Here is a 26301-nt window from a genome sequence, read left to right as displayed (position 1 = left end):
CCACGTTCTTATGAAGGTTCCGCGTCAGTCATGTAGCTGTCGCGGAACGAAGGCGTCTTGCCTCCGCCAAGCCGTTGCGCCACATGACGGGCCGGATCGCGCGGTCGGGCGGTTAGCTCAGCGGTAGAGCATTCCGTTTACACCGGACAGGTCGGGAGTTCGAATCTCTCACCGCCCACCAGCGCGCTGGACCAGCAGTTGCATGGGTTTGTTAACGCGGGCGCATCAGCCTTGCGGGGCTCGGTGTTGCGGTTTCAGGAGGAAGGCGTGGGTTCAGTTCGCCGTTGGTCTCTCGCGCTTGTTGCATTGCTGTCTATCGCCGGCGGCGCCCATGCCGAAATGTCTTTCCGAGCAGTGACATTGCAGGAGGCGCCGCTGTGCCGGCCGCAATGTCCGACGCTCATTCTGGCGGAAGGCGAGATCACGCGGAATTCAGCCCAGACGTTCCTTGAATTCGTGCGCCGGCATCTGCCGGCGCAGGGGCCCTCGCTTGGCAATGTCGTGTTCATCGATTCTCCCGGCGGCAGCGTCATGGGTTCGATGGCGCTCGGCACGGTGTGGCGAAAGCTTGGCACCACCGCCGTCGTCGCGCGTCCGGAGGTCGGCCAACCCGGCTGGCTCGCGTCCGAGAACACGTCAGCCAATCGTGTGCGCGCCGCACGTTGCTATTCCGCTTGCGTCTATGCGTTGATGGGCGCGAAGAAGCGCATCGTTCCCGATGGCTCGCGCGTCGGCGTGCATCAATCGCACAAGATCGATCTCGTGCGCGATCTCGCCGGCGGCGTGATGCGCGAACTGCATGGCTCGGACGAGCCGACGGTCGCCCTGCGCGCTTACGCGAAAACCATGGGCATCGACACCGCGCTGATCGAACTCGCCCAGACAACGCGGCCCGAGGATTTCCGCATCCTGAACGCCGGGGAAATGCGGCGCTTCCGCTTGTCGAATTCAAAGCTCTGAGAAGAGCTGCGACCGCCTGTTAAGCTTTGTCCGAACTGCTGAGATTGCGGCGCGGCTATTCTTGACAGGGGGGGAGGGGGTAGCTATCCCCGCGCCGTCGCGACGATGATCCGTCGCCGCCCTGCGCGGGCGTAGCTCAGTTGGTTAGAGTGCCGGCCTGTCACGCCGGAGGTCGCGGGTTCGAGCCCCGTCGCCCGCGCCATTTTAGAAATCCCCCCGACATCACCGCTTGAAGCAAAGCCGCCGGCGCGTAGCTGCGCGACGACGCTTGGTCACCAGGTCCGGATTGGGCCGGTGTCGATATGCACAAGGCCGTTCCAATAGACCTTGCGGCCGCCGACTTCGGGCATATCGCGCACGAAGGCGATCACGGTCTGCGGATGCACGCCGGGGACGCGGAAATCCACCGCCTGGCAGCGCCGATGAAACGAGTTGCGGCGCGCTCGCCATGGCGGCCGCCAGGTCGAAGTGACGCGCACCGCGCCATAGCGTTCGATCACCCGCTGCAGGACAGTCATCAGGCGCTCCGGGACGCATGCTACCGACGTGCCTGGATCGGTCGAGAGCCCCGGCCGATCGGGCTTCTCGTTGGGGTCGAACAACGGTTCGGCTGGCGAACCGCTTGGCGGCTTCGGCCACTCATCCTCGTCCGATCTGTCAGGAATGCTGGCGAGGACGACCGTTCCTTCCTGTTTCGCAGGGTTGCGCAATTCCTCGGGCAGCCATTCCGTCTTGTCGATGTCGAATGGCCGGACCGGCGGCAGCGGCGGCGCTGCGGGCTTCGCCTGCCGTTCGGCCATCGCGGGCGCAGCGATAAGGAGGCAGCCGGCAAGGGCCGCAAGACGAAGATTCATCGGATGGAAGGATGAAAATATACCGCGCGAAGCTGCGCAAAGCCGGCTCTAGTCAAACGTTTGTCGCATGGCAAATTGATCAATGATGCGACTGCCGCGCATCTTGTGCGGGGGAGGGGGCTGGGATAAGCCGCTCCTGACTGGAATCCTTCTCAATCGCGATGATTTTGATCAAGAAATCATTCGATTGGAAAGAAAGAAACCTGTCCGGCGACACCGCGCGCGAGCGCGCAAGGAGCATTGAATGGCTGGCGGCCTGCTCGAACAATATCTGCCGCTTGTGGTCTTCATCGGCATCTCGATGGTGATCGGCGCGGCGCTGCTCATCGCCCCGTTCATCGTCGCCTATCAAAGCCCCGATCCCGAGAAATTGTCCGCTTACGAGTGCGGCTTCAACGCGTTCGATGATGCGCGCATGAAATTCGACGTGCGCTTCTACCTCGTCGCGATCCTGTTCATTATCTTCGATCTTGAGGTCGCCTTCCTGTTTCCGTGGGCTGTGGCCTTCAAGCAGGTCGGCTGGTTCGGTTTCTGGTCGATGATGGCGTTTCTCGGCGTTCTCACGGTCGGGTTCGTCTATGAGTGGCGCAAAGGAGCGCTGGAATGGGATTGATCCCCGCTGAGCGACCCGATTCGACCTTCTCGCCTTCGCACGGCGCTATCGCTGCGCCGGCGCCGCGCGGATTGCTTGGTCCCGACGGCAAGCCGGTTGGCCACAACGATCCGACTTTCGTCGCCATCAACGACGAACTCGCCGACAAGGGCTTTCTCGTCACGACGACGGACGATCTGATTCAGTGGGCCCGCACCGGCTCGCTGATGTGGATGACGTTCGGTCTCGCCTGCTGCGCCGTCGAGATGATGCAGCTCTCGATGCCGCGCTATGACGTCGAGCGATTCGGATTCGCGCCGCGAGCCTCGCCGCGCCAGTCCGACGTGATGATCGTCGCCGGCACGCTGACCAACAAGATGGCGCCCGCCCTGCGCAAGGTCTACGACCAGATGCCGGAGCCGCGCTACGTCATCTCGATGGGAAGCTGCGCCAATGGCGGCGGCTACTACCATTACAGCTACAGCGTGGTGCGCGGCTGCGATCGCATCGTGCCGATCGACATCTATGTCCCGGGCTGTCCTCCGACCGCCGAAGCTCTGCTGTACGGCGTGCTGTTGCTGCAGAAGAAAATTCGCCGCACGGGGACGATCGAGCGATGATCGTTCGCGAGTGGAAGGGCTACGCGATCGGCGGAGCGGTCGACGCCTACGCCACGCATTTGCGCGACAGCGTGGCTCCGCAGCTCAGCAAGCTTGACGGCTTCCGCGGCGCGTCGCTGGCGAAGCGCGCGATGGGCGCCGAAACCGAGCTGCTGGTGACGACGCGCTGGGATTCCATGGAATCAGTTCGCGCCTTCGCCGGCGACTCGCCCGATATCGCCGTCGTCGAGCCGGCCGCCCGCGCGGTGCTGTCGCGATTCGATGCGACAGTCGCCCATTACGAGGTCATGTGGGATGTCTGACACCGTTGCGCCTCCGTCCGCCGTAGAGACGTTGAAAGCGCTTGGCGAGCATATCGTGGCTTCGCCGGTCAGCCGCGGCGCAAGATATGAGATGGCCTACGGCGAGTTGAACATCTACGCCGAGGCGGCTTCGATCGTCGATCTGCTGGCGTTCCTGCGCACCGACGACAAGTGCCTTTTCTGGAACATCATCGATGTCTGCGGCGTCGATTATCCCGGTCGCGCCAAGCGCTTTGACGTCGTTTATCACCTGCTGTCGCCGCGTCACAATTTCCGCGTCCGCGTGAAGGTCGAGACCGACGAGCAGACGCCTGTTCCCTCATGCATCTCGGTCTATCCCGGCGCCGACTGGTTCGAGCGCGAAGCCTACGACATGTACGGCATCCTGTTCTCGGGCCATCCTGATATGCGCCGCCTGCTGACCGATTACGGCTTCGAGGGGCATCCGCTGCGCAAGGATTTCCCGCTGACGGGCTTTGTGGAAGTGCGCTGGGATGATCAGCAGAAGCGCGTCATCTACGAGCCCGTGAAGCTGACGCAGGAATTCCGGAATTTCGATTTCCTCTCGCCATGGGAGGGCGTCGATTACGTCCTGCCAGGCGACGAGAAGGCGAAGCAGTAGAGGTCTGATATGAAGATCGGACTCACGCTCGCTTCGATCGGCATAGGCTGCGGTTCAGCTTTTCTTTGTGCTGGCGCGATTGCCGCGGATTTGCGGCAGGCGCCCGCGGATATGGTCGAGGAATGTCGCGCCGCGACCGGCGCGATGACAACCGAACAGGCGCGCGGCTTCTTCTGGATGTGCCTTTCGGCGCAGGGATTCAATGCCGCGGAGATCAACGGCCGGCTGATTTTCCGCTTCACCGGCGGAACGCGGTTCTGAGGCTTTCATGACCGAGCACAATATCCGCAACTTCTCGATCAATTTCGGGCCGCAGCATCCGGCGGCGCATGGCGTGCTGCGTCTCGTACTCGAACTCGACGGCGAGATCGTCGAGCGCGTCGATCCCCATATCGGCCTCCTGCATCGCGGCACCGAGAAGTTGATCGAACAGAAGACCTATCTCCAGGCCGTGCCCTATTTCGACCGGCTCGACTATGTCGCGCCGATGAATCAGGAGCACGCTTTCGCGCTTGCGGTCGAAAGACTGATGGGCGTGACCGTGCCGAAGCGCGGCCAGCTCATCCGTGTCCTCTTCTCCGAAATCGGCCGCCTTCTCTCGCATCTTCTCAACGTCACGACGCAGGCGATGGACGTTGGCGCGCTCACGCCTCCGCTCTGGGGCTTCGAAGAGCGCGAGAAGCTGATGATCTTCTATGAGCGCGCGTCGGGCGCGCGCATGCACGCTGATTATGTCCGTCCGGGCGGCGTGCATCAGGATCTGCCGCAGAAACTTGTCGAGGATATCGGCGCGTTCTGCGATCCGTTCCTCAAGGTCGTCGATGATCTTGAAACGCTGCTGACCGACAACCGCATCTTCAAGCAGCGCAACGTCGACATCGGCGTCGTTTCGCTGGAAGATTGCTGGAAATGGGGCTTTTCCGGCGTGATGGTGCGCGGCTCCGGCGCCGCGTGGGACCTGCGCAAGTCGCAGCCCTACGAATGCTACGAGGAGATGGAATTCGATATTCCAATCGGCAAGAACGGCGACTGCTACGACCGCTACTGCATCCGCGTCGAGGAGATGCGACAGTCGGTGCGCATCATGAAGCAGTGCGTCGAGCGCCTTCTGTCGACTGAGAAGGACGGGCCCGTCTCGTCGCTGGACGGCAAGATGGTGCCGCCCAAACGCGGCGAGATGAAGCGCTCGATGGAAGCGCTCATCCATCACTTCAAGCTCTACACCGAGGGCTACAAGACGCCGGCTGGCGAAGTCTACGCGGCCGTTGAAGCGCCGAAGGGCGAGTTCGGCGTCTATCTCGTGTCCGACGGCACGAACAAGCCGTATCGCTGCAAGCTGCGCGCGCCGGGCTTCGCCCATCTTCAGGCGATGGATTTCCTCTGCCGCGGCCACATGCTGGCCGATGTGTCGGCGATCCTGGGTTCGCTCGACATCGTGTTCGGCGAGGTCGATCGATGAATGATATCCCGAAAACTGCTCATATCGTTGAGATTCCCAACAAGATTGAAATCGCCACATCGACAGCTCCTTCAACGGCCACCGCCGTGTCGCCGTTTGTTCGAGTCGGCTACTGGGGATGGGGAATTGTGCTCGTCCTGCTCCTGGGCTTCATCGCTTGTGTGTTGCTGGACGCTGCGTCTTGCGTCGACCCGGCGAAAACGACGAAAGACATGCTCGCTTTGGGAGGGTGTTCGGCCTGGACCCAGCGATGGTATCTTGTGCTTCGCGACTGGCAGAGCGGACTGGGAGCTGCGATCGGCCTTCTCGGGATCGCATGGTCGACGTTTTTCAATTCGGCGTCGAGCAAGAGTTGACGGCCATGTCGATTTATCTTGCCTTCATGCTGTCGGGCGCGCTTTTGGCCGCAGGCCACAGGAACATTGCGCTCGCACAGTCCGACATGCCCGTCATTCCGCCGCCGCAGCAGCGCCAGCAGCAACAGACGCCGAGCACGCCTGCGCAGCGCAGCGTTTCGATCGACGATCTCGCCCGGCAAGGTTTTGACATCAAGGCGATCGATCGCGCTGGTCAGAATGATGCGCGTTACGTCGTGATGGTGCAGCGCGGCGGCGAAATCCGCACTTGCCTGATGCGCATCGAAGTTCAGCGCGGCCAGCCGCCGCGGCGCGAAAGCGCCTGTTTCTAGGGAAGTCGAGGAATGTCCGTCCGTCGCCTGGCGCCCGATCATATCCAGCCCAAGGAGTTCGCGTTCGACGCCGCGAACCAGAACTGGGTGAAGACGCAGGTCTCGAAATATCCCGAAGGCCGTCAGGCGTCGGCGGTGATTCCGCTGTTGTGGCAGGCGCAGAAGCAGGCGGGCGGCTGGCTGCCGAAGGCGGCCATCGAGCATGTCGCGCAGGTGCTTGAGATGCCGAACATCCGGGTGCTGGAGGTCGCGACCTTCTACACCATGTTCAATCTCGCTCCTGTCGGCCAGCATTTCGTCCAGTTCTGCGGCACGACGCCCTGCGTGCTGCGCGGCGCGAACGGCATCAAGAAGGTCTGCGAGGAAAAGATCGGCCCTGAGAAGACCGTCACCGCAGACGGCAAGTTCTCATGGCTTGAGGTCGAATGTCTCGGCGCCTGCAGCAACGCGCCGATGGTGCAGATCAACGACGATTTCTACGAGGATCTGACGCCCGAGAATTTCACCGAGCTGCTCGACGATCTCGCCGCGGGGCGGGACGTGAAGAAGGGCTCGCAGATCGGCCGCAATCGCTCGGAGCCGGAGGGCGACATCAAAACACTTCTGGATCCAGCTCTCTATGACGGCTCGGCTGTCGGCTCCTGGAAGAAGGCGTTCGACGAGCGTCTGGCCGCTGCCGCCGCGGCGAAGGCTGCTGCAGCGGCCGCGCAACCGGCGGCAGCCCCCGCAGCGCCGAAACCTGCCACTCCTCCCGCGGCGCCAGTAGCTCCCCCTGCGGCTGCGGCCCAACAGGCGGTCGCAGCCGCAGTGCCTTCAAGGCCCGCGCCGACGAACAGCCCGACCAACGTCGCCAAGGACACGCCCGTCGATGAGGGCGCGCGTGCGAAAGAGGCTGCGACTCCGGCCCATGTCACGCAGGCGCAGGACGAAGCGAAGGTTTCCGACGAATTCAAGCCTGAGCTTCTGACCGCGGCGCGCGATGGGAAGGGCGATGATCTCGAATTGATCTGGGGCGTTGGACCGAAGCTCGCCGAGATGCTGCACAAGATGGGCGTCTACCACTTCGACCAGATCGCGGCCTGGACCGACATGAACCTGCGCTGGGTCGATCAGAATCTCGGCGCGTTCAAAGGCCGCGCCGTGCGCGACAAATGGATCGATCAGGCGAAGAAGCTTGCGACCGGATGGCGTCCGGACAAGTCGTCCGGCGGCAAGCACAACGACTGAGCCCGATGATCGTCGAGCGCGTCAGCAAACCGGATCCAGCGGCCTCTGCGCCGCTGACGGCGGCTGCGCGAACACGAGCGATCATTCGTTTCGCGATTCTCGAGGCCATCGGGTTTGCGGCTTTGATGGTCGTGCTGCTCGGCTATTTCGTCTTCGGATGGTGGCCCGAGGGGCGTACGGATATCTTGATCGGCGCGTTCGCTGTGTTCGCGCTGTATGTTGTATTCGCCATGCGGGCGTCTGGCCTGTGGGCGGTGATGATGATGGGCAGGACCGATGCTGGCCGATAAGGATCGCATCTTCACGAACCTCTACGGGCTTCAGGGCGCTGACCTGAAGTCGGCGATGAAGCGCGGCGCCTGGGATCAGACCAAGCTGCTGCTTGATCTCGGCCGCGACTGGGTCGTCAACGAGATGAAGGCGTCGGGCCTGCGGGGTCGCGGCGGCGCCGGCTTTCCGACCGGCCTGAAATGGTCGTTCATGCCGAAACAATCGGACGGGCGCCCGAGCTACCTCGTCGTCAACGCCGACGAATCCGAGCCGGGCACCTGCAAGGATCGCGAGATCATGCGCAACGACCCGCATCTGCTGGTCGAGGGTTGCCTGATCGCGTCCTTCGCGATGGGCGCGCACGCCTGCTACGTCTATATCAGGGGCGAATACATCGCCGAGCGCGAAGCGCTGCAGCGCGCAGTCGATGAAGCCTACGAAGCTAATCTCGTCGGCAAGAATAATGTCCATGGCTGGCCGTTCGACATCTATGTCCATCACGGCGCCGGCGCCTACATCTGCGGCGAAGAGACCGCGCTGCTGGAGTCGCTCGAAGGCAAGAAGGGCCAGCCGCGCCTGAAGCCTCCTTTCCCCGCGAATGTCGGCCTCTATGGCTGCCCGACCACCGTGAACAATGTCGAGTCGATCGCCGTCGCCGGAACGATCCTGCGTCGCGGCGCGAGCTGGTTCTCGTCGATTGGCAATCCCAACAATGTCGGCACGAAGCTGTTCTGTGTGTCCGGCCATGTGAACAAGCCGTGCAATGTCGAAGAGGCGATGGGCATCCCGTTCCGCGAGCTGATCGACAAGCATTGCGGCGGCGTGCGCGGCGGCTGGGACAATCTGTTGGCGGTGATTCCAGGCGGCTCGTCGGTGCGCATGGTGCCGGCGGCGCAGATGATCGACACGCCGATGGATTTCGATTCATTGTCGAAGCTGCGCTCCGGTCTCGGCACGGCGGCCGTGATCGTCATGGACAAGTCGACCGATATTGTCCGCGCGATCGCCCGCATCAGCTATTTCTACAAGCATGAGAGCTGCGGCCAGTGCACGCCCTGCCGCGAAGGCACCGGCTGGATGTGGCGCGTGCTCAACCGCATGGCCGAGGGCAGGGCGCAGAAGCGCGAGATCGATATGCTGCTCGAAGTCACTAAGCAGATCGAAGGCCATACGATCTGCGCGCTTGGCGACGCGGCGGCCTGGCCGATCCAGGGGCTCATCGCCCACTTCCGTCCCGAGATCGAAAAGCGGATCGACGATTATTCCGCGAATCCCCATTCCGATCGGGTCCTGATGGCCGCGGAATGACCATCCGACGCGCGACCTCAGGCGACGCGCCCCGCGTCAGCGAAATACACTTCGCTGTGCGTGAGAATCGGCTGAGCGATCCATCACGCGTGACGGCTACGGACGTCGCCTGGTCGATCGAGAACGGGCCTATGTACGTGTTCGAGGACGAGGGCGTGGTCGAGGGATTTTCAGCGCCAGACCCGCGCGACGGTTCGATCTGGGCGTTGTTCGTTGATCCCCGGTTCGAGGCGCGCGGCGTCGGCAAGGCGCTGCTTGAACAGGCCGAGCGGCGGCTAATCGAGACGGGCCATAAGGATGCATGGCTGACGACGGAGCCCGGCACGCGCGCCGAGCAATTCTACCAGCGACGCGGCTGGATTGCGGCGGGGACCAAAGGGCGCGAAGTCCTGTTCAGGAAGCGTCTTGACGGACTCCGAACAAACGAGACGGGGAGCGGGACGTTGGCGACGACAGGAGCGGACCAATGATGCGACAAATCGGGGCGTTGATCGCCGCGGCGACGGTGACGTCTCTGGCCGCCTGCGGACCGCGCCCGCCGCTGGCCGAGCCGGCCGCCCCGGCCGAACCGATTCCCCAGGCCGCCGCCGGTCCTTCAATCGTGATCGCAGCTCCGGGAGCCCGCGTGCGGACCGTGATTGCGACTCGCGCGCAGGCGCGCGGGACTACCGTCGCGTCCAATACGCCCGCTGGAGTCGTGCTTGAGCGTCAGCTCGCGCAATCGACCGAGACGCTTGAAGCGCAGTGCGGTCCCCATCGCACCGGCCGCCTGATCCGCGTTGTTCTCTCGACCGCTCCGGCAGGCTCCGGCACGCAGGTCTCGGAGCAGCGTTTCATCGTCGACGGCGGCGATGTCTGCCCGGTGCAACTGACGCCGGAAGATGTGGCGCAGGCCAACGCCGGGTTGCAGGAAATCCGTGATCAGGTGCTTGCAACGCCGCGCCCCGCGGCCGCTGCGCCGGCGGCTCCTGCGACGCCGCGGACGTAAGCCGGCTGTGGGCCAAGATGCGGCGAAAAAGAGGCTTTCTTCTTCGCTCGCAATCGCTAAACAGCCAGTCCAGAACCTTTCCAGAGTCCGGCCGAATTCTCAGCCTGACGGACGCTCGTGAATGACAAAGATCATCGTCGACGGCGCAGAAATCGATGTCCCGGCCGAATACACGCTGTTGCAGGCGTGTGAAGCGGCCGGGGCGGAAGTGCCGCGCTTCTGCTTCCACGAGCGGCTGTCGATCGCCGGCAACTGCCGCATGTGCCTCGTCGAGGTGAAGGGCGGCCCGCCGAAGCCGCAGGCGAGCTGCGCCATGGCGGTTCGCGACTTGAGGCCCGGTCCGAACGGCGAGCCGCCGGTCGTTTTCACCAAGTCGCCAATGGTGAAGAAAGCGCGCGAGGGGGTGATGGAGTTCCTCCTCATCAATCACCCGCTGGATTGCCCGATCTGCGACCAGGGCGGCGAATGCGATCTGCAGGACCAGGCGATGGCGTTCGGCGTCGACTCCTCACGCTACAAGGAGAACAAGCGCGCCGTCGAAGACAAGTATATCGGACCGCTGGTGAAGACGGTGATGACGCGTTGCATCCACTGCACGCGCTGCGTTCGCTTCACCACCGAGGTCGCCGGCATTTCCGAGCTGGGCCTCATCGGTCGCGGCGAGGACGCCGAGATCACCACCTACCTCGAACGCGCGATGTCATCGGAACTGCAAGGCAACGTCATCGACCTCTGCCCGGTCGGCGCGCTGACTTCGAAGCCTTACGCGTTCAACGCCCGTCCGTGGGAATTGCAGAAAACCGAATCGATCGACGTCATGGACGCGGTGGGATCGGCGATCCGCGTCGATTCCCGTGGTCGCGAAGTCATGCGCGTGATGCCGCGCGTGAACGAAGCGGTGAATGAGGAGTGGATCTCCGACAAGACCCGCTTCATCTGGGACGGCCTGAAATCCCAGCGTCTCGATCGACCCTATGTCCGAGAAAATGGCAGGCTGCGGCCGGCGAGTTGGCAAGAAGCGTTCGCCGTCGTCGCCGCGAAAATCAAGGCGACGAAGTCCGGGAAGATCGGCGCGATCGCCGGTGATCTCGCCGCGGTCGAGGAAATGTTTGCGCTCAAGCTTTTGATGGAGAAGCTTGGAAGCGCGAACATCGACGCCCGTCAGAACGGCTCGGCATTGCATCCAAAATTCGGCCGCGCCTCCTACCTCTTCAACCCGACAATCGCCGGCATCGAAGACGCGGACTCGCTGACAATCATCGGCGCCAATCCGCGCAAGGAAGCCTCAGTTCTCAACGCGCGCATCCGCAAGCGCTGGCTCAAGGGCGGCTTCAAGATCCGCGTCATCGGCGAGAAGGCCGATCTGAGTTACGACTATGATTATCTCGGCGCCGGCGCCGACACGCTCGCCAATCTCGCGCCGGTCGAAGGTTCGGTGAAGCCGCTGTTCATTGTCGGCGAAGGCGCGTTGGCGCGCGCTGACGGCGCCGCCATCCTCGCGAGCGCAGCCAAGGCGGCTGCGGCGGCTGGCGCGATCAAGGACGGCTGGAACGGCTTTGCTGTGCTGCACGGCGCTGCCTCGCGCGTGGGCGCGCTCGATCTCGGCTTCGTGCCGGGCGAGGGCGGTCAGACCGCCGCGCAGATGGCCGCTGGCGGCGTGGACGTGCTGTTCAATCTCGGCGCGGACGAGATCGACGTCGCTTCTGGCGTCTTCGTGATCTATCAGGGCACCCATGGCGACAAGGGCGCGCATCGCGCCGACGTGATCCTGCCCGGCGCGGCCTACACCGAAAAATCGGGCACGTTCGTCAACACCGAGGGACGCGTGCAGCTCGCCAATCGCGCGACATTCCCGCCAGGCGAAGCGCGCGAGGATTGGGCGATCCTGCGGGCGCTTTCCGATATGCTCGGCCACAAGCTGCCGTTTGACTCGCTCGCGCAGCTTCGCGGCGCGCTCTATGCGGCCCATCCGCATTTCGCGCAGCTTGGCGCCGTCGCTTCCACTGACGCGTCCGCCGTGACGAACCTTGCGGTCACAGCGGGCAAGGCGGACGCTGCGCCATTCCGCTCGATCGTCGATGATTTCTATCTGACCAATCCGATCGCGCGCGCATCGGCGATCATGGCGGAATGTTCCGCCCTGGCGCAGGGCAAGCTCGCCAAGGCGGCGGAGTAGCGGATGACTGACATCTCCACGCGCGCGCCGGCCTCTGGCGTCTCGCGCCTTCCGATCTATGTCACGCTTGGCGTCGTTGCGATCGCCGGCGTCGCGATTGCAGCATTCGTCCTGTGGTGGTTGATCACGCAGACGGACTGGTTCCTCAACGTGCTGCTCTACGCCGTCGAAGGCCTTGTCCTTCTCGTCTGCCTGCTCGTCATCATCGCTTTCCTGCTGCTCGCCGACCGCAAGATCTGGGCGGCGGTGCAGTTGCGGCGCGGTCCGAACGTGGTTGGCCCCTTTGGCCTGCTGCAGAGCTTCGCCGACCTGCTGAAATTCGTCTTCAAGGAGCCGATTATTCCGGCTGGCGCCAACAAGGGCGTGTTCCTGCTTGCGCCGTTCGTCACCTGCATGCTCGCGCTGTCGGCATGGGCGGTGATCCCCGTCACCTCAGGGTGGGTGATCGCCAACATCAATGTCGGCATCCTCTATGTCTTCGCAATCTCGTCGCTCGGCGTCTACGGCATCATCATGGGCGGTTGGGCGTCGAACTCGAAATATCCCTTCCTGAGCGCGCTGCGCGCCGCGGCCCAGATGGTGTCCTACGAAGTCTCGATCGGCTTCGTGATCATCACGGCGCTGCTATGCGTTGGCTCGCTCAATCTCTCCGACATCGTGACGTTCCAGGAGAAATACGGGCTCGCGACCAAGCTCGGCGTTCCGTGGCTGACGTTCCTGAACTGGTTCTGGCTGCCGCTGCTGCCGATGTTCGTGATCTTCTTCGTCTCAGCGCTGGCCGAGACGAACCGTCCGCCCTTCGATCTCGCCGAAGCCGAGTCCGAACTCGTCGCCGGCTTCATGGTCGAATACTCCTCGACGCCTTATCTGCTGTTCATGCTCGGCGAGTACGTGGCGATTATGACCATGTGCGCGCTGACGACGATCCTGTTCCTCGGCGGATGGACATCGCCGCTCGGCTTCCCGCCCTTCACCTGGATTCCCGGGCTGATCTGGTTCCTCGCCAAGGTCTGCCTCGTGTTCTTCATGTTCGCCATGGTTAAGGCGTTCGTGCCGCGCTACCGCTATGACCAGCTCATGCGTCTCGGCTGGAAGGTGTTCCTGCCGATCTCGCTTGGCTATGTCGCGATCGTGGCGTTCGTGCTCCAGCTCACAGGCTGGGGCGGATTGAGTTGATGGCCGGAGACTGACGATGGCTCTCGCCCAGGCCGCAAAATCCCTCCTGCTCAAGGAGTTCGTATCGGCGTTCTTCCTGTCGATGCGCTACTTCTTCAAGCCGAAGGCGACGTTGAACTATCCCTTCGAGAAGGGACAGATTTCGCCGCGCTTCCGCGGCGAGCATGCGCTGCGCCGCTATCCCAACGGCGAGGAGCGCTGCATCGCCTGCAAACTGTGCGAGGCGATCTGCCCGGCGCAGGCGATCACCATTGAGGCCGGTCCCCGCCGCAATGACGGCACGCGCCGCACCACGCGCTACGACATCGACATGACGAAGTGCATCTATTGCGGCATGTGCCAGGAAGCCTGCCCGGTGGACGCCATCGTCGAGGGGCCGAACTTCGAGTTCGCGACCGAGACCCGCGAAGAGCTGTTCTTCGACAAGGATCGGCTGCTGGCGAATGGCGCGCGCTGGGAGCGCGAGATTGCGCGCAACATCGCGCTCGACGCGCCCTATCGCTGAGACGGAGCCCCGACGTGGCCGCGCTCTTCTTCTACCTCTTCTCCGCCGTGCTGATTGCCTCGGCCTTCATGGTCGTGGCGTCGCGCAATCCCGTTCATTCCGTGCTCTATCTCATCCTAGCGTTCGTGAACGCCGCCGGGCTTTTCCTGATCCTCGGCGCCGAATTCCTCGCGATGATCCTCGTCGTCGTCTATGTCGGCGCGGTCGCGGTGCTGTTCCTGTTCGTGACCATGATGCTCGACGTGGATTTCGCCGAACTGCGGCAGGGCTTCCAGCAATATCTGCCATTCGGCGCGCTGATCGCGCTGGTGTTCGCAGCCGAATTGATCGTCGTGGTCGGCGCCTGGGCGATCGATCCCAATCTCGTCAAGGTGGTGCAGGGCGCGCCGACGGCGATTCCGACAGACATGACGAACACCGCTGCGATCGGACGGCTGCTGTACACGAAATATGTCTACTTCTTCCAGGCGGCGGGCCTCGTGCTGCTCGTCGCGATGATCGGCGCGATCGTGCTCACCTTGCGCGAGCGCACCGGGATCAAGCGGCAGAACATCGCTCAGCAGGTGGCGCGCACCAAGGCGACGGCGATGGAAATCAAGAAAGTGCCCTCGCGGGCGGGCGTTTAGGCGAGGGCGACATGATCATCGGCGTCGGCCACTATCTCACAGTCGCGGCGATCCTGTTCACGATCGGCGTGTTCGGCATCTTCCTGAACCGCAAGAACGTCATCGTCATCCTGATGTCGGTCGAGTTGATCCTGCTCGCCGTGAACATCAACTTCGTCGCGTTCTCGGCCTTCCTGAACGACATCGTCGGGCAGGTGTTCGCGCTCTTCGTGCTCACGGTGGCGGCGGCCGAAGCGGCGATCGGCCTTGCGATCCTCGTGGTGTTCTTCCGCAACCGCGGCACGATCGCGGTCGAAGACATCAACATGATGAAGGGCTGAAGATGTATCACGCGATCGTCTTCCTTCCTCTCTTCGGCTTCCTCATTGCCGGCCTGTTCGGTCGGGTGATCGGCGCGCGCCCGAGCGAGATCGTCACGACCTCGTTCCTGATGATCTGCGCGGTCTTGTCCTGGGTCGCCTTCTTCTCCTTCGATGCGCCGAACGGCATGACCCGCATTCAGGTCGCGCAATGGATGCAGTCCGGCGACCTCGTCGTCGACTGGGCGTTCCGCATCGACCGGCTGACGCTCGTCATGCTCGTGGTGGTGAACACGGTGTCTTCGCTCGTTCACCTCTATTCCGTCGGCTACATGCACGAGGACCCGTCGCGGCCGCGGTTCTTCGCCTACCTCTCGCTGTTCACCTTCGCGATGCTCATGCTGGTGACGGCGGACAATCTCGCCCAGATGTTCTTCGGCTGGGAGGGCGTCGGCCTCGCGAGCTATCTGCTGATCGGTTTCTGGTACGAGAAAAAATCGGCGCGCGACGCCGCCATGAAGGCGTTCATCGTCAATCGTGTCGGCGATTTCGGTTTCGCCCTCGGCATCTTCCTCGTCTTCGTGCTGTTTGGCTCGATCGCGTTCGACGGCATCTTCCCGCGCGTCGGCGAGTTGCAGAGTGCGACGTTCAAATTCATCGGCTTCGAGTGGAACGCGCTGACGCTGACCTGTCTGCTGCTCTTCATGGGCGCCATGGGCAAGTCGGCGCAGTTCCTGCTGCACACCTGGCTGCCGGACGCGATGGAAGGCCCGACTCCGGTCTCCGCGCTCATCCACGCCGCGACCATGGTCACCGCCGGCGTGTTCATGGTCGCGCGCCTGTCGCCGATCTTCGAATGGGCGCCAGACGCTCTCTCGGTCGTCGTCATCATCGGCGCGACAACGGCCTTCTTCGCGGCGACTGTCGGCCTCGTGCAGAACGACATCAAGCGCGTGATCGCCTATTCGACCTGCTCGCAGCTCGGTTACATGTTCGTCGGCCTCGGCGTTGGCGCCTACGGCGCCGGCATCTTTCACCTCTTCACGCACGCCTTCTTCAAGGCGCTGCTGTTCCTTGGCTCCGGCTCGGTCATCCATGCGATGCATCACGAGCAGGACATCCGGAAGATGGGCGGCCTTCGGAAATATATCCCGTTCACCGCCGCTATGATGATGATCGGCACGCTGGCGCTGACCGGCTTCCCGCTGACCGCCGGCTTCTTCTCGAAGGACGCCATCATCGAATCCGCCTTCGCGTCGCATCGCTTCGGCGCCGCCAGCGCCTTCGTCCTGCTGGTCGTCGCGGCCGGCATGACGAGCTTCTACTCCTGGCGGCTCTATTTCCTCACTTTCGAGGGACAGGCGCGCTGGGGCGGCCACGATGGGCATGCGCGTGCGCATGACGATCACCACGATCACGCGCACGATGTTCACGCCCATGACGACCACGCGCATGGCGACAGCCATGATGATCATGCTCATGCGCCGCATGAATCGCCGCTGACCATGCTTATCCCGCTCGCCATTCTCGCGCTCGGCGCGATCGCGGCGGGCAGGGCGTTCGAAGCCGGCTTCATCGGCCATGATTTCGAGGAGTTCTGGGCCGGCGCGCTCTATTTCGCCAAGGATAATCACATCATGCGCGAGATGCACGACTCTCCGGTGAGCGTGCAGCTCGCGCCGTTCATCGCGATGATCATCGGCTTCCTCATCGCTTACTGGTTCTACATGAAGCGGCCGGACCTGCCGGCGAAGCTCGCCGCGAGCCAGCCCGTGCTCTATCAGTTCCTGCTCAACAAGTGGTATTTCGACGAGATCTACGACTTCCTGTTCGTGCGGCCGGCACGTTGGCTCGGAACCTTCCTCTGGAAGAAAGGCGACGGCGCCGTCATCGACGGGCTTGGGCCTGACGGAATCTCGGCGCGCGTCATCGATGTCACCAACCGCGTGGTCCGACTGCAGACGGGCTACGTCTATCACTACGCCTTCGCGATGCTGCTGGGAGTGGCTGCGCTCGTGACCTGGTCGATGTTCGGGGGAGCGCACTGATGCCCGGCCTGCTTTCCGGCCTGCTGCTGCTGCCGCTGCTTGGCTCGGCGCTGATTCTCGCTTTCCGCGACGAGAATGAGGCGAACCTCCAGAACGTGCGTTACATTGCGCTCTGGACGACGATCGTCACTTTCATCGTATCGATCGTGGCTTGGACGCGGTTCGATACGGCGTCGCCGTCCTTCCAGCTCACCGAGGATTACGCCTGGATCTCGGACGCGATCCGTTTCCGCCTCGGGGTCGACGGCTTCTCCATGCCGTTCGTGCTGCTGACGACGTTCCTGATGCCGTTCTGCATCCTTGCGTCCTGGACGTCGATCGAGACGCGCGTACGCGAATATATGGTGGCATTCCTCGTACTCGAGACGCTGATGATCGGCGTCTTCGTCGCGCTCGACCTGATCGGCTTCTACCTCTTCTTTGAAGCCGGCCTGATCCCGATGTTCATCATCATCGGCGTGTGGGGCGGCAAGAGGCGCATCTATGCCGCCTTCAAGTTCTTCCTCTACACGCTGCTCGGCTCGGTGCTGATGCTGCTCGCCATCATGGCGATGTACTGGCAGGCGGGCACGACCGACATCGCCATGCTGCTCAAGCACAGCTTCCCGACCGGGATGCAGAAATGGCTGTGGCTCGCTTTCTTCGCCTCCTTCGCGGTGAAGATGCCGATGTGGCCGGTCCACACCTGGCTTCCCGATGCGCACGTCGAGGCGCCGACCGCGGGTTCCGTGATCCTGGCGGGCATCCTTCTGAAGATGGGCGGATACGGCTTCATCCGGTTCTCGTTGCCGATGTTCCCGGACGCGTCGGTCTATTTCGCGCCGCTCGTCTATGCGCTTTCGATCATCGCGATCATCTACGCCTCGCTGGTTGCGATGATGCAGGAGGATGTGAAGAAGCTGATCGCCTATTCCTCCGTCGCCCATATGGGCTTCGTGACCATGGGCCTGTTCACGATGAACCCGCAGGGCGTGCAGGGCGCCATGTTCCAGATGGTGTCGCACGGCCTCGTCTCCGGCGCGCTCTTCCTCTGCGTCGGCGTGGTCTATGACCGCATGCACACCCGCGAGATCGCGGCCTATGGCGGCCTCGTGCAGCGCATGCCACTCTACGCCGTGGTGTTCATGATCTTTACGATGGCGAATGTCGGCTTGCCCGGCACATCGGGATTCATCGGCGAGTTCCTGTCACTGACGGGAGCGTTCCGAGCTAATCCTTGGGTGGCGTTCTTCGCGACCACAGGCGTCATTCTGTCGGCGTGCTACGCGCTCTGGCTCTACGCCCGAATGATCTTCGGCGTGATCGAGAAGCCCGCTCTGAAGGACATCATGGACCTGAATATTCGCGAGCAGGCGATCTTCGCGCCGCTCGTGATTCTGACGATCTATTACGGCATCAGGCCCGGTCCGATCCTCGACGCTTTCGCGGCTTCGACCGAACTTCTCATCAAGAACTATCAGGCGGCTTTGTCAGTGACGAAGACCGCCATGCTGATTGCTCAGTGAGCCCCAGATGACGTCGCTTCCTTCTTTCGCGCCGGCGCTCCCTGAGATCGTCCTTGCCATTGGAACGCTCGCGCTTGTGCTGATCGGCGCGGTGCAGGGCGACGCCGCGCGCCGCCTGATCCAGGCTTTTTCGGTCGGCCTGCTGATCGTGGTGTTGGGCCTCGTGCATTTCGCGGCGCCGGGCAAGACGACCTTCGACGGCGTGTTCATCGCCGACAGTTTCGCCAAGCTGATGAAGGTGTTCACTCTTGTCGGTTCCGCGGCGGCGCTTTTGATGTCGTTTGAATGGCTAGATCAGTCGAAGGTCGAGCGCTACGAGTTCTCGCTGCTCGTGCTGCTGGCGACGCTTGGCATGATGATGATGATTTCGGCCAACGATCTGATCGCGCTTTATATAGGCCTCGAATTGCAGTCGCTCTCGCTCTATGTCGTGGCCGCGATCCATCGCGATGACGGCAAGGCAACTGAAGCCGGCCTCAAATATTTCGTCCTCGGCGCGCTCTCGTCAGGCATGCTGCTCTATGGCGCATCGCTCGTGTATGGCTTCTCTGGCGCGACCACTTTCAACGCCATCGCGACCGCGGTGCAGCATGGCGGCTCGACCGGTGTCGTCGTTGGCCTCGTCTTCATTCTTGCCGGCCTCTGCTTCAAGATTTCGGCGGTGCCGTTCCATATGTGGACGCCAGATGTCTATGAGGGGGCGCCGACGCCGGTCGCGGCCTTTTTCGCGGCAGCTCCGAAGATGGCGGCGATGGGCATGCTGGTGCGGCTCGTCGTGACGGCGTTTCCGACCATGCTGCCGCAGTGGCAGCAGGTGATTGTTTTCGTCTCGATCGCTTCCATGGCGCTCGGCGCTTTCGCCGCGATCGGTCAGACGAATATCAAGCGGCTGCTCGCCTATTCCTCGATTGCAAACATGGGCTATGCGCTCGTCGGCCTCGCAGCAGGCACAGCGGACGGCGTGCAGGGCGTGATCACCTATATGGCGATCTATATGGTGACGACGCTCGGCTCCTTCGGCTGCGTGCTGATGATGCGCCGCGCCGGACAGGCGGTGGAGACGATCGAGGATCTCGCCGGGCTTTCCCGCACCAATCCGCTGATGGCCTTTGCGCTGGCGGCGATGATGTTCTCGCTCGCTGGCATCCCGCCGCTGGCGGGCTTCTGGGCGAAATTCTACGTCTTCTCCGCCGCCATCAACGCGAAGCTGTTTACGCTGGCTGTCGTCGGCGTCGTGACCAGCGTCGTCGGCGCCTACTACTATCTGCGCATCGTCAAGCTGATGTATTTCGATGAGCCGAAACCGACCTTCGACGAGGGGCGCGGCGTGGTCGGCGGCGTCGTATTCGTCTGCACCCTGTTCGTCGCGTTGCTCTCGATTGCGCCGGCCACGCTGTTCAATGCGGCCGCGGCCGCGGCGAAGTCGCTGTTCTGACGTGGGCGAAGCCTCGGCGGGTCTCGGACCTCGCGCGATCGCTGCGGGCTTTCGGCTGATCCGCCACGAGACTGTTCGTTCAACGATGGACGAGGCGGCGAACCTTGTCCGTTCCGGCGACGCCGGTCAGGTCTGGATCGTCGCCGACAGGCAAGAGGGTGGACGAGGACGGAACGGCCGCGTCTGGGTGTCCGAGCGCGGAAATCTCTACGCCACGCTGTTGCTCGTCGATCCCTGTCCGGTCGCGAAGGGGCCGCAGCTTGGCTTCGTGACGGGCCTCGCGCTGCGCGACGCGTTGGGGGACCTGACGGGCCTTGGCGATCGCCTTCGCCTGAAGTGGCCCAATGACGCGCTCATCGATGGCGCAAAACTCGCGGGCGTCCTGCTCGAAGGCGCGTGGACGCCAGCCGCGCGCTACGCTATCTCGATCGGCATTGGCGTCAATCTCGCGACCCATCCTGAAGGCGTTGCTTATCCCACAACCGATCTTGAGGCGCTTGGTTATCGCGTCGAGCCATCGGCGCTGATCGAACGCTTTTCCGACTCGATGGTCTCGCGACTGGATCAATGGCGACGCGGCGACGATTTCGAGAAGACACGCAAGGACTGGTCGTCGTCGGCCGCAGGGTTGAATGAAACGATTTCGGTCACGCAGGACGGCAAAATTGTTCGCGGCGTCTTCCGGGAGATTGATCGCGAAGGCCGTCTGGTCCTTGATACCGCGGAGGGGACCGAAGTAATCCATGCCGGCGACGTCGCGCTGCGATCGCAAGCGGCGTGAGCGCGTCAACAGGAAGGGCAATGGACGAACTGGTCTTCGCGCCGCTCGGCGGTCTCGGCGAAATCGGCATGAACGCCGCGCTCTATGGTTTTGGACCGCAGGGACGCAAGAAATGGATTCTCGTCGACTGCGGCGTGAGCTTCGCCGGCGACGACCTTCCCGGCGTCGATCTAGTGCTTCCCGACCTCTCCTTCATCGAGGAAGAGCGCAAGAATCTACTCGGGATCGTCATCACCCACGCGCACGAGGACCATATCGGCGCTGTGGTTGATCTCTGGCCGCGTTTGCACGCGCCGATCTACGCGACGAAGTTCGCCGCGAACCTGCTGGAAATTCGCAAGCTCAATGAGCCGAACGCGCCGAAGCTGCCGATTACGCGCGTGGCGCCGGGGAAGCCTTTCAATCTCGGGCCATTCTCCTGCGAGTTCATCAATGTCGCGCATTCGATTCCTGAGTCGAATGCGCTTGCGCTGAAGACGTCCCTCGGAACCATCGTTCACACGGGCGACTGGAAAATCGACGAGACGCCGATCGTCGGCCAACCCACGGATGAAACGAGATTGCGCGCCCTCGGCGACGAAGGCGTGCTCGCTCTGATCTGCGACTCCACCAATGTCGTCCGCGACGGGATCAGCCCGAGCGAGTCCGACGTCGCGCGCTCGCTGCGCGACATCATCCAGAATTCAAAGAACCGCGTCGCCGTGACGACTTTCGCATCGAATGTCGCGCGCATGCGCGCCGTCGCGGAGGCGGCTGAAGCCGCGGGACGTCAGGTCTGCGTCGTCGGCCGCGCCATGGATCGCGTCGTCGAGGTCTCGCGTGAGCTGGGCCTTCTCGATGGGTTGAAGCCGTTTCTCGGCGCGGACGCGGCGCAGCGCCTGCCGCGCAACAAGGTGGTCGCATTGCTGACGGGAAGCCAGGGCGAGCCGCGCGCCGCGATGGCGCGCATTGCGTTCGGCGATCATCCCGATCTCTCGCTCGCGGGAGGCGACCGCGTGATCTTCTCGTCGCGAGCGATCCCCGGCAATGAGAAGGGCGTCAATCGCATCATCAACGAACTCGTGAAGAACGATGTCGAGGTGATCACTGACCGCACGCACCTCGTTCATGTCTCGGGCCATCCCAGGCGCGATGAGCTGAAGCGGATGTATGAATGGGTGCGGCCGCAGATCGCCATTCCCGCCCATGGCGAGGCGCTGCATCTCACCGAGCATGCGGCTTTCGCGAAAGCACAGGGCGTGCCGAACGTGGTGCGCGCCTTCAATGGCGCGATGGTCCGGCTGGCGCCTGGTAAGGCCGAGATCATCGACCACGTCCGCGCCGGTCGCCGGTTGAAGGATGGCGAGCTCCTTATCGACGTCGCCGACCCCACGATCGGTGAACGCCGCAAGCTTTCCTTCGTCGGCATCGTCACGATCGCGATCGCGATCAGCGGCAAGGGCGAGGTCGTCACCGAGCCGGAGATCGCGCTGATGGGACTGCCGCCGCGCTCGAAGAACGGCGTCGACATGGTCGATCTCGTCGGTGATGTCGTCGACCAGACGCTGGAGGGATTGCCGCGCCAGCGGCGACGGAGCGCCGAGACTGTCGAGAAGGCGGTGGAGCGCGCCGTGCGGGGCGCGGTCAACCAGGCCTGGGGCAAGAAGCCCGTCTGCCACGTTCTGGTTCTGGAAGTCTGAGGCTTGGCCTGGACGATCCTGCTTGTCGCCGGCCTGTTCGAGGTCGGCTGGGCCATCGGGCTGAAATACACCGACGGCTTCACGCGCCTCATGCCTTCCGCGTTCACGCTCGCCAGCATGGGTATCAGCGTCGGCTTGCTGGCGCTGGCGATGCGAGAGCTGCCGGTCGGAACAGCCTATGCCGTCTGGACGGGCGTCGGCGCGATTGGGACGGCCTGTCTCGGCGTCTATCTCTTTGGTGAACCTGCGACGGCGGCGCGGCTGGTCAGCATCGCGCTGATCTTCGCCGGCATCATTGGCCTGAAGCTGTTCAGCTGACGGGCGCCGCCGGAGCAAGCTCCCGTGCGACGACGTCGCCATTGTGCAGCGACAGCGCGACATGGCCGTGCTTGAGGGCCAGCGCCTTGTCGCCAAACAATTCGCGCCGCCAACCCTTCATGCAGGCGACGTCGGCATTGTCGTCGGAGGCGAGATCGTCGAGTTCGTCCACTGTCGCAATGATCTTTGGTGCGACCCGCGCCTGATCGGCGATCACCTTCAGAAGCACTTTGAGCAGGTCGACAGTGCCGCCGGAGCCGTTCCGAGCGCGGGGCCGCTCCAGCATCGGCAGGGATTTGGGATCGCGATCAAGGCCCCGCTTGACCGCTTCCAGAAGCTCGGCGCCGGCGCGCGACCGCTCGAACCCCTTCGGCAGCGACCGCAGATCCGCCATCGCTTCCAGCGTCTTGGGCGCGCGAACGGCAAGATCGCTCAGCGCGTCGTCCTTGAGCACGCGTGAGCGAGGCACATCGCGCGTCTGCGCCTCGGTTTCCCGCCAAGCGGCGACTTCCATCAAGACGGCAAGTTCACGCGGCTTGCGGATGCGCCCCTTGAGCCTCTGCCAGGCTTCCTCGGGCTTCATCTCATAGGTCGAGGGCGCCGAGAGAATCGCCATTTCGTCGGCGAGCCAGTCCGCGCGCCCGTGCTCCTCGACCTGCTGCTTGAGCGCGAGATAGACGGCGCGCAAATGGGTGACGTCGGACTCGGCATAATGGAGCTGCTGATTGGTCAGCGGCCGGCGCGACCAGTCCGTGAAGCGGGACGATTTGTCGATCCGCGCCTTGGCGAAGTCGTTGGCGAGTTGCTCGTAGGAGACCGAGTCGCCGTAACCGCACACCATGGCCGCCACTTGGGAATCGAAGAGCGGGCTGGGCACCAGCCGTCCAAGATTCCAAATGATTTCAAGGTCTTGTCGGGCTGCGTGAAAAACCTTCACGACGCCGGGTTCACGCATCAGCCCGAAGAACGGGGCGAGATCGAGCTCAGGCGCTAGCGGATCAATGATGGCCGCTTCTGCCGGACCTGCGAGCTGGATCAGGCAGAGCTTGGGATAATAGGTCGTCTCCCGCAGGAATTCGGTGTCGACGGTGACGAAAGGATAGCCTGCTAGGCGCTGGCAAAGGGCCGAAAGGTCCGCGGTCGTAGTGATCAGATTCATGCTGCTCTGCTGATAGCGCAGCGCGCGGGCACGGCCAATCGGCCAAATTGAGGCTGTGGCGCCTTAATTTTCAGGGTTTCGCCCGGTCATAGCGTCGCTGCAGACCGCGCGCCGATCCTTGACAGCAACGGCGCCCCATGCGCCTTTCCGCGCCGATTCAAGGTTGCCCTGAGATGCATCGTTACCGCTCCCACACCTGCGGCGCTCTGCGCGCGGAAAACATCGGCGACATCGCTCGTCTCTCCGGTTGGTGCCATCGCATCCGCGACCATGGCGGCGTGCTCTTCATCGATCTGCGCGACCATTACGGCGTGACGCAGGTGGTGATCGACAATGACTCCGCAGCCTTCAAGCTTGCAGAGACGGTGCGCTCAGAGTGGGTGATTCGCATCGACGGCAAGGTCCGCCGTCGGCCGGAAGGAACCGAGAATTCCGAACTGCCGACCGGAGCCATCGAAGTGTTCGCGACCGAGCTCGAGGTATTGGGCGCCGCCGGCGAACTCCCGCTGCAGGTGTTCGGCGACCAGGCCTATCCCGAGGACACGCGCCTCCGTTACCGCTTCCTCGATCTCAGGCGCGAGAAGCTGCACGCCAACATCATGCTGCGGGGGCGGATCATCGATTCCATCCGGCGTCGCATGAAAGATGGCGGCTTCTTCGAGTTTCAGACGCCGATCCTCACGGCGTCGTCGCCGGAAGGCGCGCGCGACTTCCTCGTGCCGAGCCGCATCCATCCCGGCAAATTCTACGCGTTGCCGCAGGCGCCACAGCAGTACAAGCAGCTCATCATGATGGCGGGCTTCGATCGCTACTTCCAGATCGCGCCCTGCTTCCGTGACGAGGACCCGCGCGCCGACCGTCTGCCGGGCGAATTCTATCAGCTCGACGTCGAGATGAGTTTCGTCGAGCAACAGGATGTCTTCGCCGCCATGGAGCCTGTGATTTCTGGCGTGTTTGAGGAATTCGGCGACGGCAAGAAGGTCACCAGGAACTGGCCGCGCATTCCCTACGCGGACGCCATGCGCAAATACGGCTCCGACAAGCCGGACCTGCGCAACCCGCTCGTGATGCAGAACGTCTCCGAACATTTCCGCGGATCGGGCTTCAAGGTGTTCGCGCGCATCCTCGAAGATGCTAAATCGGAGGTGTGGGCGATCCCTGCGCCGGGCGGCGGCTCGCGCGCCTTCTGCGATCGCATGAATTCCTGGGCGCAAGGCGAGGGACAGCCCGGCCTCGGCTACATCATGTGGCGTGAAGGCGGAGAGGGCGCGGGCCCGATCGCGAACAACATCGGTCCGGAGCGAACCGCCGCGATCTGCGCTCAACTTGGTCTCAAGGCTGGCGATGCGGCCTTTTTTGTCGCGGGCCAACCGGAAAAGTTCGTCAAGTTCGCCGGCCTTGCGCGCACGCAGGTCGGAACCGAGCTGAAGCTCGTCGACGAAAACGCCTACGAACTCGCATGGATCGTCGACTTCCCGATGTATGAGTGGAGCGACGAGGAGAAGAAGCTCGACTTCTCGCACAACCCGTTCTCGATGCCGCAAGGCGGCCTCGACGCGCTGACCTCGCAGGAGCCGCTGACGATCAAGGCGTTCCAGTACGACATCGCGTGCAACGGCTATGAACTCGCGTCGGGCGGCATCCGCAATCACAAGCCCGAAGCGATGGTGAAGGCGTTCGAACTGGCCGGCTACAGCGAGCAGACGGTGGTCGAACGCTTCGGCGGCATGTATCGCGCGTTCCAGTATGGCGCGCCGCCCCATGGCGGCATGGCGGCCGGCATCGATCGCATCGTGATGCTGCTGGCGGGCGCGACCAATCTGCGCGAGGTCGCATTGTTCCCAATGAATCAGCAGGCGGTCGACCTGCTCATGGGCGCTCCGTCCGAAGCGACGATGAAGCAGCTTCGCGAGTTGCATATCAGGCCCAACCTGCCGAGTTGATCGGGAGCGCGCGACGCATGAGCGAGACGCCCGCCGCGCCCTATCGCGTCGATCCCGCGCTCTTCACGGTCGTGGTCACGAGCTGCGGTCGTTTTGATCTGCTTGCGAAGACGATCGACTCCTTCGAGCGATGTTTTGCGGCGGAGCGCATCATCATCGCCGAAGATTCCGCGGATCGCGCCGGCGCGCGCGCTTTCGCAGCGAAGCGGCCACGCGTCGAGATGCGCATCAATGATCCCAAGCTCGGACAATTGCGGTCGATCGACAGGCTTTATGGGACGATCTCGACGCCCTACGTGATCCATCTCGAGGACGATTGGGAGTTCACCAGCCCCATCGAACTCGAGCGCATCGTGCGCATGCTGGAATCAAATCCCGATGTGACGGCGGCTTTGCTCGCCCATCGCGAATATGCTGCGCACTATGAACGCAGCGTTCGCATGATGAGTTCCGACGGGCTCGAATACAAATATTTCAAGCCCGACGCGCATCCGCTTTGGTTTTCCTACTCGTTTAATCCGTCGATCGCGCGCATGGATCTCTGGCGCGCCGTCGGCCCCTTCGCGAAATACGAGACCGAGGAGAAGCTGAGCGGCGTGATGAAGCAGGAGGGAAAGAAGATCGCTCTGCTTTGGCCGCCGGTCGGACATCATATTGGCGACGACCGCCATGTGCCGGACCCGTTCCAGCCGCTGCGGCCGCGGAATTTCGCCGAGAAATGGGTGCGCTCGATCCGCAAACGGCTCGCGCCAAGAGGCTGA

At 63.1% G+C, this 26301-nt stretch carries 29 protein-coding genes and 2 tRNA genes; 29 read left to right on the top strand and 2 right to left on the bottom strand.

Annotated elements, in window-relative coordinates; translation table 11 throughout:
* Positions 1 to 106: 106 nt before the first annotated feature.
* The 3 genes from L8F45_RS09380 to L8F45_RS09370 all read left to right on the top strand — a co-directional run bounded on the left by L8F45_RS09380 (position 107) and on the right by L8F45_RS09370 (position 1162).
* Positions 107 to 181, top strand: a tRNA-Val gene (locus L8F45_RS09380).
* A gap of 86 nt (positions 182 to 267) precedes the next feature.
* Complete coding sequence (locus L8F45_RS09375) at positions 268 to 960, top strand: COG3904 family protein (protein ID WP_342362608.1); 693 nt, start codon at positions 268 to 270, stop codon at positions 958 to 960.
* Positions 961 to 1085: 125 nt separating this feature from the next.
* Positions 1086 to 1162 (top strand) — tRNA-Asp (locus L8F45_RS09370).
* 70 nt (positions 1163 to 1232) lie between these two features.
* On the opposite strand, the gene L8F45_RS09365 is transcribed toward L8F45_RS09370, so the two are convergent.
* The gene (locus L8F45_RS09365) at positions 1233 to 1760 is read right to left on the bottom strand and encodes a YcbK family protein (RefSeq protein WP_342362607.1); all 528 of its coding nucleotides are present in this window, start codon (positions 1758 to 1760) and stop codon (positions 1233 to 1235) included.
* 298 nt (positions 1761 to 2058) lie between these two features.
* Here L8F45_RS09365 and L8F45_RS09360 point away from each other — a divergent pair, with 298 nt between their 5' ends.
* The 24 genes from L8F45_RS09360 (at position 2059) to sugE (ending at position 22438) form a co-directional block, all read left to right on the top strand.
* Positions 2059 to 2427 carry an NADH-quinone oxidoreductase subunit A gene (locus L8F45_RS09360; protein WP_342362606.1) on the top strand — a complete coding sequence of 123 codons (369 nt, stop codon included), beginning with the start codon at positions 2059 to 2061 and terminating at the stop codon, positions 2425 to 2427.
* Positions 2418 to 3026: a NuoB/complex I 20 kDa subunit family protein gene (locus L8F45_RS09355; RefSeq protein WP_342362605.1), complete on the top strand. Its 609-nt coding sequence runs from the start codon at positions 2418 to 2420 to the stop codon at positions 3024 to 3026. Before L8F45_RS09360 ends, L8F45_RS09355 begins: the two co-directional genes overlap by 10 nt.
* Positions 3023 to 3328, top strand: coding sequence for an antibiotic biosynthesis monooxygenase family protein (locus L8F45_RS09350; protein WP_342362604.1), 306 nt, complete (start codon positions 3023 to 3025; stop codon positions 3326 to 3328). Before L8F45_RS09355 ends, L8F45_RS09350 begins: the two co-directional genes overlap by 4 nt.
* The gene (locus tag L8F45_RS09345; RefSeq protein ID WP_342362603.1) at positions 3321 to 3950 is read left to right on the top strand and encodes an NADH-quinone oxidoreductase subunit C; all 630 of its coding nucleotides are present in this window, start codon (positions 3321 to 3323) and stop codon (positions 3948 to 3950) included. Before L8F45_RS09350 ends, L8F45_RS09345 begins: the two co-directional genes overlap by 8 nt.
* A 9-nt stretch (positions 3951 to 3959) precedes the next feature.
* A complete protein-coding gene (locus L8F45_RS09340; RefSeq protein WP_342362602.1) occupies positions 3960 to 4211 on the top strand; it encodes a hypothetical protein in 252 nt (83 codons plus the stop codon).
* A gap of 7 nt (positions 4212 to 4218) precedes the next feature.
* Positions 4219 to 5409 carry an NADH-quinone oxidoreductase subunit D gene (locus L8F45_RS09335; protein WP_342362601.1) on the top strand — a complete coding sequence of 397 codons (1191 nt, stop codon included), beginning with the start codon at positions 4219 to 4221 and terminating at the stop codon, positions 5407 to 5409.
* Positions 5406 to 5765: a hypothetical protein gene (locus L8F45_RS09330; RefSeq protein WP_342362600.1), complete on the top strand. Its 360-nt coding sequence runs from the start codon at positions 5406 to 5408 to the stop codon at positions 5763 to 5765. Before L8F45_RS09335 ends, L8F45_RS09330 begins: the two co-directional genes overlap by 4 nt.
* A gap of 5 nt (positions 5766 to 5770) precedes the next feature.
* The gene (locus L8F45_RS09325) at positions 5771 to 6097 is read left to right on the top strand and encodes a hypothetical protein (protein WP_342362599.1); all 327 of its coding nucleotides are present in this window, start codon (positions 5771 to 5773) and stop codon (positions 6095 to 6097) included.
* Positions 6098 to 6109: 12 nt separating this feature from the next.
* The gene (gene nuoE, locus L8F45_RS09320; protein ID WP_342362598.1) at positions 6110 to 7324 is read left to right on the top strand and encodes an NADH-quinone oxidoreductase subunit NuoE; all 1215 of its coding nucleotides are present in this window, start codon (positions 6110 to 6112) and stop codon (positions 7322 to 7324) included.
* Positions 7325 to 7329: 5 nt separating this feature from the next.
* Positions 7330 to 7614, top strand: coding sequence for a hypothetical protein (locus L8F45_RS09315; protein WP_342362597.1), 285 nt, complete (start codon positions 7330 to 7332; stop codon positions 7612 to 7614).
* On the top strand, positions 7601 to 8902 hold the full coding sequence (gene nuoF, locus L8F45_RS09310) for an NADH-quinone oxidoreductase subunit NuoF (protein ID WP_342362596.1): 1302 nt from the start codon (positions 7601 to 7603) through the stop codon (positions 8900 to 8902). Before L8F45_RS09315 ends, nuoF begins: the two co-directional genes overlap by 14 nt.
* 89 nt (positions 8903 to 8991) lie before the next feature.
* Positions 8992 to 9372 (top strand): GNAT family N-acetyltransferase, encoded by a 381-nt coding sequence (locus L8F45_RS09305; RefSeq protein ID WP_342362595.1) that lies wholly within the window; start codon positions 8992 to 8994, stop codon positions 9370 to 9372.
* Positions 9369 to 9890 (top strand): hypothetical protein, encoded by a 522-nt coding sequence (locus L8F45_RS09300; RefSeq protein WP_342362594.1) that lies wholly within the window; start codon positions 9369 to 9371, stop codon positions 9888 to 9890. The genes L8F45_RS09305 and L8F45_RS09300 overlap by 4 nt, the downstream gene beginning before the upstream one ends.
* A 121-nt stretch (positions 9891 to 10011) precedes the next feature.
* Complete coding sequence (nuoG, locus tag L8F45_RS09295; RefSeq protein ID WP_342362593.1) at positions 10012 to 12066, top strand: NADH-quinone oxidoreductase subunit NuoG; 2055 nt, start codon at positions 10012 to 10014, stop codon at positions 12064 to 12066.
* 123 nt (positions 12067 to 12189) lie between these two features.
* Positions 12190 to 13242 carry an NADH-quinone oxidoreductase subunit NuoH gene (gene nuoH, locus L8F45_RS09290; RefSeq protein WP_425330019.1) on the top strand — a complete coding sequence of 351 codons (1053 nt, stop codon included), beginning with the start codon at positions 12190 to 12192 and terminating at the stop codon, positions 13240 to 13242.
* A gap of 16 nt (positions 13243 to 13258) precedes the next feature.
* Positions 13259 to 13747, top strand: a complete 489-nt coding sequence (gene nuoI, locus L8F45_RS09285; RefSeq protein WP_342362591.1) for an NADH-quinone oxidoreductase subunit NuoI — start codon at positions 13259 to 13261, stop codon at positions 13745 to 13747.
* A 68-nt stretch (positions 13748 to 13815) separates the two neighbouring features.
* The gene (locus tag L8F45_RS09280; RefSeq protein ID WP_342363403.1) at positions 13816 to 14373 is read left to right on the top strand and encodes an NADH-quinone oxidoreductase subunit J; all 558 of its coding nucleotides are present in this window, start codon (positions 13816 to 13818) and stop codon (positions 14371 to 14373) included.
* 11 nt (positions 14374 to 14384) lie between these two features.
* Positions 14385 to 14693, top strand: a complete 309-nt coding sequence (nuoK, locus tag L8F45_RS09275) for an NADH-quinone oxidoreductase subunit NuoK (RefSeq protein WP_342362590.1) — start codon at positions 14385 to 14387, stop codon at positions 14691 to 14693.
* A 2-nt stretch (positions 14694 to 14695) separates the two neighbouring features.
* Positions 14696 to 16720 carry an NADH-quinone oxidoreductase subunit L gene (gene nuoL / locus L8F45_RS09270; RefSeq protein WP_342362589.1) on the top strand — a complete coding sequence of 675 codons (2025 nt, stop codon included), beginning with the start codon at positions 14696 to 14698 and terminating at the stop codon, positions 16718 to 16720.
* A complete protein-coding gene (locus tag L8F45_RS09265) occupies positions 16720 to 18225 on the top strand; it encodes an NADH-quinone oxidoreductase subunit M (RefSeq protein WP_342362588.1) in 1506 nt (501 codons plus the stop codon). The genes nuoL and L8F45_RS09265 overlap by 1 nt, the downstream gene beginning before the upstream one ends.
* A gap of 7 nt (positions 18226 to 18232) precedes the next feature.
* Positions 18233 to 19660: an NADH-quinone oxidoreductase subunit NuoN gene (gene nuoN, locus L8F45_RS09260; RefSeq protein ID WP_342362587.1), complete on the top strand. Its 1428-nt coding sequence runs from the start codon at positions 18233 to 18235 to the stop codon at positions 19658 to 19660.
* A 1-nt stretch (position 19661) separates the two neighbouring features.
* On the top strand, positions 19662 to 20441 hold the full coding sequence (locus tag L8F45_RS09255; protein ID WP_342362586.1) for a biotin--[acetyl-CoA-carboxylase] ligase: 780 nt from the start codon (positions 19662 to 19664) through the stop codon (positions 20439 to 20441).
* A 20-nt stretch (positions 20442 to 20461) separates the two neighbouring features.
* The gene (locus tag L8F45_RS09250; protein ID WP_342362585.1) at positions 20462 to 22120 is read left to right on the top strand and encodes a ribonuclease J; all 1659 of its coding nucleotides are present in this window, start codon (positions 20462 to 20464) and stop codon (positions 22118 to 22120) included.
* A gap of 3 nt (positions 22121 to 22123) precedes the next feature.
* On the top strand, positions 22124 to 22438 hold the full coding sequence (gene sugE / locus L8F45_RS09245) for a quaternary ammonium compound efflux SMR transporter SugE (RefSeq protein WP_342362584.1): 315 nt from the start codon (positions 22124 to 22126) through the stop codon (positions 22436 to 22438).
* Here sugE and rnd read toward each other — a convergent pair.
* Positions 22431 to 23597, bottom strand: coding sequence for a ribonuclease D (rnd, locus tag L8F45_RS09240; RefSeq protein ID WP_342362583.1), 1167 nt, complete (start codon positions 23595 to 23597; stop codon positions 22431 to 22433). The two genes, sugE and rnd, sit on opposite strands and share 8 nt — an antisense overlap.
* A 173-nt stretch (positions 23598 to 23770) precedes the next feature.
* Between rnd and aspS the strand changes: the two genes are divergently transcribed.
* Together aspS and L8F45_RS09230 are read left to right on the top strand one after the other, a co-directional pair.
* Positions 23771 to 25540 carry an aspartate--tRNA ligase gene (gene aspS, locus L8F45_RS09235; RefSeq protein ID WP_342362582.1) on the top strand — a complete coding sequence of 590 codons (1770 nt, stop codon included), beginning with the start codon at positions 23771 to 23773 and terminating at the stop codon, positions 25538 to 25540.
* A 17-nt stretch (positions 25541 to 25557) separates the two neighbouring features.
* Entirely contained in the window at positions 25558 to 26301 is a 744-nt protein-coding gene (locus L8F45_RS09230) for a glycosyltransferase (protein ID WP_342362581.1), read from the top strand.

This window comes from Terrirubrum flagellatum, from assembly GCF_022059845.1.
Taxonomy (GTDB): Bacteria; Pseudomonadota; Alphaproteobacteria; order Rhizobiales; family Beijerinckiaceae; genus Terrirubrum; species Terrirubrum flagellatum.
Note: the sequence above shows the minus strand (reverse complement) of the source record. Positions and strands in the feature narration are given on the sequence as shown.